This is a genomic window from Spirillospora sp. NPDC049652, assembly GCF_040675125.1.
Classification (GTDB): Bacteria; Actinomycetota; Actinomycetes; order Streptosporangiales; family Streptosporangiaceae; genus Spirillospora.
This window is the reverse complement of sequence record NZ_JBFAOF010000517.1, coordinates 1-5,129: the sequence shown is the minus strand read 5'-3', so window position 1 is coordinate 5,129 and position 5,129 is coordinate 1. Positions and strand designations below refer to the sequence as shown.

General features: G+C 72.9%; 4 protein-coding genes. 2 read left to right on the top strand and 2 right to left on the bottom strand.

All coding sequences use genetic code 11. The features are described 5' to 3' along the window. Positions 1-219 precede the first annotated feature (219 nt). Both AB0J52_RS26700 and AB0J52_RS26695 read left to right on the top strand, forming a co-directional pair. On the top strand, positions 220-1,419 hold the full coding sequence (locus AB0J52_RS26700; RefSeq protein WP_500185057.1) for an FAD-dependent monooxygenase: 1,200 nt from the start codon (positions 220-222) through the stop codon (positions 1,417-1,419). A 125-nt stretch (positions 1,420-1,544) separates the two neighbouring features. Further along, on the top strand, positions 1,545-2,210 hold the full coding sequence (locus tag AB0J52_RS26695) for a TetR/AcrR family transcriptional regulator (protein ID WP_500185056.1): 666 nt from the start codon (positions 1,545-1,547) through the stop codon (positions 2,208-2,210). 40 nt (positions 2,211-2,250) lie between these two features. On the opposite strand, the gene AB0J52_RS26690 is transcribed toward AB0J52_RS26695, so the two are convergent. Together AB0J52_RS26690 and AB0J52_RS26685 are read right to left on the bottom strand one after the other, a co-directional pair. After that, positions 2,251-2,994 (bottom strand): hypothetical protein, encoded by a 744-nt coding sequence (locus AB0J52_RS26690; protein WP_500185055.1) that lies wholly within the window; start codon positions 2,992-2,994, stop codon positions 2,251-2,253. Between the two features lie 223 nt (positions 2,995-3,217). Next, entirely contained in the window at positions 3,218-4,978 is a 1,761-nt protein-coding gene (locus tag AB0J52_RS26685; protein ID WP_500185054.1) for a S9 family peptidase, read from the bottom strand. Between the last annotated feature and the right edge of the window lie 151 nt (positions 4,979-5,129).

The window sequence follows — 5,129 nt, the reverse complement described above, 5'->3', positions numbered from 1 at the left end:
CCGGCCGCTGACCCGCGCCACCCCGAAGGGCCGTCCGGTACGCCGGGCGGCCCTTCGCGTCCCCGGCGGCCGTTCGCGTCCCCGGCGGCCCCTTCGCGTCCCCGGCGGCCGTTCGGGTCGGCCGGTGAGCGTCCCGCGGCTGTCAGCGGGTGGTGCGCGGACGGTCAGCGGCACCGGCGAACCTCTGGTCATCGAACGGAACGACCAAGGGAGCACGTCATGAAGGTTCTGATCTCGGGTGCGAGCATCGCCGGTCCGTCCCTCGCCTTCTGGCTGGCCCGGTACGGGCACGAGGTGACCGTGGTGGAGCGGGCGCCCGGCATCCGGCCGGGCGGGCAGGCGGTGGACTTCCGCGGCGACGTGCACATGGACGTCCTGGCCCGGATGGGCGTCCTGGATGAGATCCGCCAGCACCAGACGCGGAACGGCCCGCTGCACCTGATCGACGAGCGCGGCGAGGGACTGATCACGCTGCCCGCGTCGTTCACCGGAGGGCAGGTCGAGATCCAGCGCGGCGACCTGGCGCGCATCCTGTACGAGCGGACCAAGGACGCCGCACGCTACGTCTTCGGCGACTCGATCGCCTCCCTTCAAGAGACCGCCGACGGGGTGTACGCGACCTTCGAGCGCGGCGCCGCCGAGTGGTTCGACTTGGTCATCGGCGCGGACGGGCTGCACTCGAACGTCCGGCGGCTGGTCTTCGGAGACGAGTCGCAATTCGTCCGGGACTCCGGCTACAACGTCGCGATCTTCAACGCGCCGAACCGGCTCGGGATGGAGCGCGACGCCGTGCTCTACAGCGAGCCCGGCCGCGGCCTGTCGGTCTACCCGCTGGACGGCGGGACGTCCGCGAACGTGATGTGCGTGTACGCGGCGGGCGACGGCCCCGGTGTCGACCGGCACGACTACGAGGGCCAGAAGCGCATGGTCGCCGAGCGGTTCGCCGGGATGGGCTGGCACGCGCGGACCGTCCTCGCCGACCTGCCGGACGCGCCGGGCTTCTACCACGACTCGGTCGGCATCGTCCGGATGGACTCCTGGACGAAGGGCCGGATCGCGCTGCTCGGCGACGCCGGGTACGGCGCGACCTGCGGCGGCATGGGGACCGGCCTCGCGGTCGTCTGCGCCTACGTCCTGGCCGGTGAGCTGGCCGCGGCAGGCGGTGACCACCGGGTCGCGTTCCCCGCCTACGAGCAGGCGATCCGGAAGTTCACCAAGGCGTGCCAGCAGGTCGCCGGCGGCGTCGGGCCGTTCTTCGCGCCGAGGACCGCGCGCAGCCTGCGCCGCCGCACCCGGATCTACAAGGTGCTCACGGCCGGTCCGATGCTGCGGCTGCTGGACAGGATGACCACCAAGGCCGCCACGTCCATCGAGCTCAGGGAGTACCCGGCACCGGTCGGCGCGCACGTCCCCGCGTGAGCCGCGGTCGGCGGGAACCGGCACGGCGGCCGGGGCGGCCGGGATACGGAACGCGGCGTCCCGGCCAGGAAAATCGCGACGGACGCAACAGCCAAGTTCCTCCGCGGGCCTTTAGGGTGATGGGCGTGACCGAGACCAAAGCCGTCAGGTCCGAGACGCGGACACAGATCGTCCAGACCGCGCTCCGCCTCTTCCGGGAGCGCGGATACGAGGCGACGACCATGCGCGCCATCGCCAAGGAGGCGGGGGTAGCGGTCGGGAACGCCTACTACTACTTCGGTTCCAAGGAAGAGCTGCTCCAGGCCTACTACGACCAGCTTCAGGACGAGCACGAGGAGGCCTGCCGGGCCGTCCTCGACCGCGAACGCGACTTCGCCGCCCGGCTGCGCGGCGTGCTGCGCGCCCGCGTCGACACGATGGTCCCGTACCACGAGTTCGCCGGGAAGTTCTTCAAGTTCGCCGCCGAGCCCGACAGCCCGCTCAACCCCTTCAGCTCCGAGTCCGGATCCGCCCGCAGCGCCGCCGTCGCCCTCTACCGCGAGGTCGTGGACGGCTCGTCGCTGAAGATCGACGACGACTTCCGCGCGGAGCTCCCCGAACTGCTGTGGCTGTACTCGATGGGCGTCGTCCTGTACTGGGTGCACGACTCGTCCGAGGGCTGCCGCAAGACCTACCTGCTCGTGGACCGGACCGTCCCGCTGGTGAACAAGATGGTGTCGATGTCGCGGCTGCCCGGGTTCAAGTCCGTGACCCGCGACCTGGTCGGGATCATCCGCGACGTCCGCGCCTGAGCCGCCCGCACCGGTCGGACCGTCCGGAGACCGGCGGGGTTCAGGGGATGAGGATGTCCCAGTGGCTGGCCTCCCGGGCGAAGACGTCGCCCGCGAGGGAGCGGTAGAGCTCCGCGTTGTCGCCGCGCACACCCATGTGCCGGAAGTTGCGCGGGATGAAGTCGTCCAGGCAGGCGGTGGGCATCACGTCGATCTTGTGGCCGGTGCCGTGGCTGAGCCGGCCCCGCGCGTGCCCGCGCTCGGTGCCCCCGGAGATGGTGAGCGGGCACCCGCTGAGGCGTCCGAACTCGAACAGGTCGTCCAGGGAGCCGTGCAGCATCCCGTCGAACGATGTGCAGAGCGGGTTCGCGCGGTCGCTGCAGTGGCCGCTGGATTGCCAGTTGACGTGATGCGCCAGCAGCAGGCGTTCGGCCGTGGGCTGGGCGAGCCGTATCCCGCGCACGGCCCGCGCCATCCGGGCTGACAGGTCCGAGAGGCGTTTCGGCAGGTCACCCAGGGCGAACGGAGCCGCGGTCTGCCGCGCCCCGACCCCCCGCCAGACCATCGCGCGTCCCGGGCGGGCGGGTGCGTGCCTGATCATCGCCAGCGCCCGGCGTGCGGGTGACCACCTCGCCGCGCGGAATCCGGAGTGCCGGGCGGGGGTGAGGGACGGTGTCCGCGGGTCCTGCCCGGTGATCGCGCGGGACGCCGGGCGCGGGGGCCGCGGCCCGGACGGACCGGGAACGGTCATCCCCGTGACCGGCAGGGCGGCGACGGCCAGCCCGCAGATGATCCGCTTTCTCACCAGGTCCTCCCGGCTTGCTGGGACCGCCGGGGGAACGGCGCTTCGGGCGCCGTGCGGCATTCGGGCGGAACGATTCCCGGACCGTCCGTCCAGCAAACAAGATCGCCGCCCGGACCGCCCGGAAGCGGGCGAACCGGGCGGCGGACCGAGGCGTCGGTAATGTCCGGAAAGGACGTCCCTGAGCGGACTCCGGGCGGTCAGCGGGCCTTTGGTGCGGGTTTGGTCAAAGGTTCTTCAGGGCGAAGCCGATCTCGGCCTCCATCTGCTTGATCCGCTCCTCCACGACCAGCGATCCGTGCCCCGCGTCGTACCGGTACACCTCGTGCGGACGGCCCAGCTCGGCGAGCCGCCCGAGGTAGTTGTCGATCTGCCGGATCGGGCAGCGCGGGTCGTTCTCCCCGGCCAGCACCAGCACCGGCGCGCGCACCTGCTCGACATAGGTGATCGGGGAGGACTCGCGGTACTTGTCGGGCACATCGTCCGGCGAGCCGCCGAACAGCGACCGGTCGAACGCCTGGAGCGCCTCCATCTCGTCCTCGTACGCGGCGACGTAGTCGGCGACCGGAACGGCGGCGACCGCTACTGACCAGTCGTCGGGCTGCGTGCCGATGCCGAGCAGGGTGAGGAACCCGCCCCACGAGCCGCCCGTCAGGACCAGCCGGTCCGGGTGGGCGAGCCCCGACGCGACCGCCCAGTCGCGGACGGCCTTGACGTCCTCCAGCTCGGTGAGCCCGACGCGTCCCTCGATGGCGTCGCGCCAGACCGAGCCGTACCCGGTCGAGCCCCGGTAGTTGACCCGGACGACCGCGAAGCCGTGGTCGACCCACGCGGCGACGGTCGGCACGAACGAGTCGTCGTCCTGCGCGGTCGGCCCGCCGTGGACGTCGAACACGGTCGGGAACGGCCCCTCGCCCTCGGCCGGACGGCTGACCAGCGCGTGGATCCGGCCGCCGGGACCGTCCACCCAGGCGTCCTCGACCGGCACCGACGGCGGCGCGGGCGGCCCCTCCGGGGTCAGCACGACCTCGCCCGCCGACGAGCGGATCACCGGCGGCTCGGCCGCCGACGACCACGCGAACTCGACCGTGCCGTCCGGACGCGCGGCGGCGCCGCCGATCGACCCGCGCGGCGTCTCGACCCGGGTCAGCTCCCCGGCCGCCAGGTCGTACCGGTACAGCTCGTCGCGCGCCTCGTGCGAGTGCGTGACCAGCAGCGCCGTCCCGTCCGGGAACCAGGCCGCGTCGATCTCGCCGGGCAGGTCGAAGGTGATCTCCTGCTGGCCGCCGCCGACCGGGTCCCAGACGAGGATCTCGTCGCGGCCGCGCCGCTCGTGGTTGACCAGCAGCCGGGTGTCGCCCGCGACCGGCGCGAACCCGGCCGCGTACACGCCCTTGCCGGGGCCGTCCCACAGCTCGGCGACGGTCGAGCCGTCGTCGGTCCGGACGACCCGGATCGCCATGTGGCGGCTGTCGCCGTGCTCGCTGTGCCCGATCGCGGTGAGCGTCTCGTCCCGCGACAGGGCCCCGACGTGGGCGTCCTCGGCGTGCTCGTACAGCGCGGTGAGCTCGCCGTCGCGGTACCGGTGGATCGTGCTGCCCCGCTCGCCGGACCGTCCGACCAGGACCGTCCCGCCGCTGCCGAGCGCCAGCCCGGAGGGGTAGGCGGGCTCCAGGCCCGGCACGGCGACCTCGGCGTCCGCGCCGCCGTCGAACGGGGTGCGCTTCCACACGCCGAACTCGTCGCCGTCGGTGTCGTCGAACCACCACACCCACGCGCCGGACGGGTCGACGTCGCCCATCCACGTCCCGTTCGGGCGGTCGGTGACCTGCCGCCGCTCCCCGGTCTCCCGGTCCCAGACGTAGATCTCCCACGTGCCGGTCGCGTTCGACCGGTACGTGTTCCGGTGCGGCGCGTCGCGCGCCCATCTCGGCAGACTCACCCGCGCGGCACGGAACCGCGCCTTCCAGCGCTCCTCGTCGACCATCCCCTCAGTATCGGGGATCGGCCGCCCGGCGGAACCGGTCCGCCCGGCGAGATCGACTCGCCGGGCGGACCATCGCGTCAGGACGGCTCCGCGTCAGGACGGCTCCGCGGCAGGACGGCGGCGCCGGAGGACGGCACCGCGTCAACCGCCC

Coding starts and splice junctions, on each gene's coding strand:
- AB0J52_RS26685 (WP_500185054.1), bottom strand. CDS start 4,978: ATGGTCGACGAGGAGCGCTGGAAGGCGCGGTTCCGTGCCGCGCGGGTG.
- AB0J52_RS26700 (WP_500185057.1), top strand. CDS start 220: ATGAAGGTTCTGATCTCGGGTGCGAGCATCGCCGGTCCGTCCCTCGCC.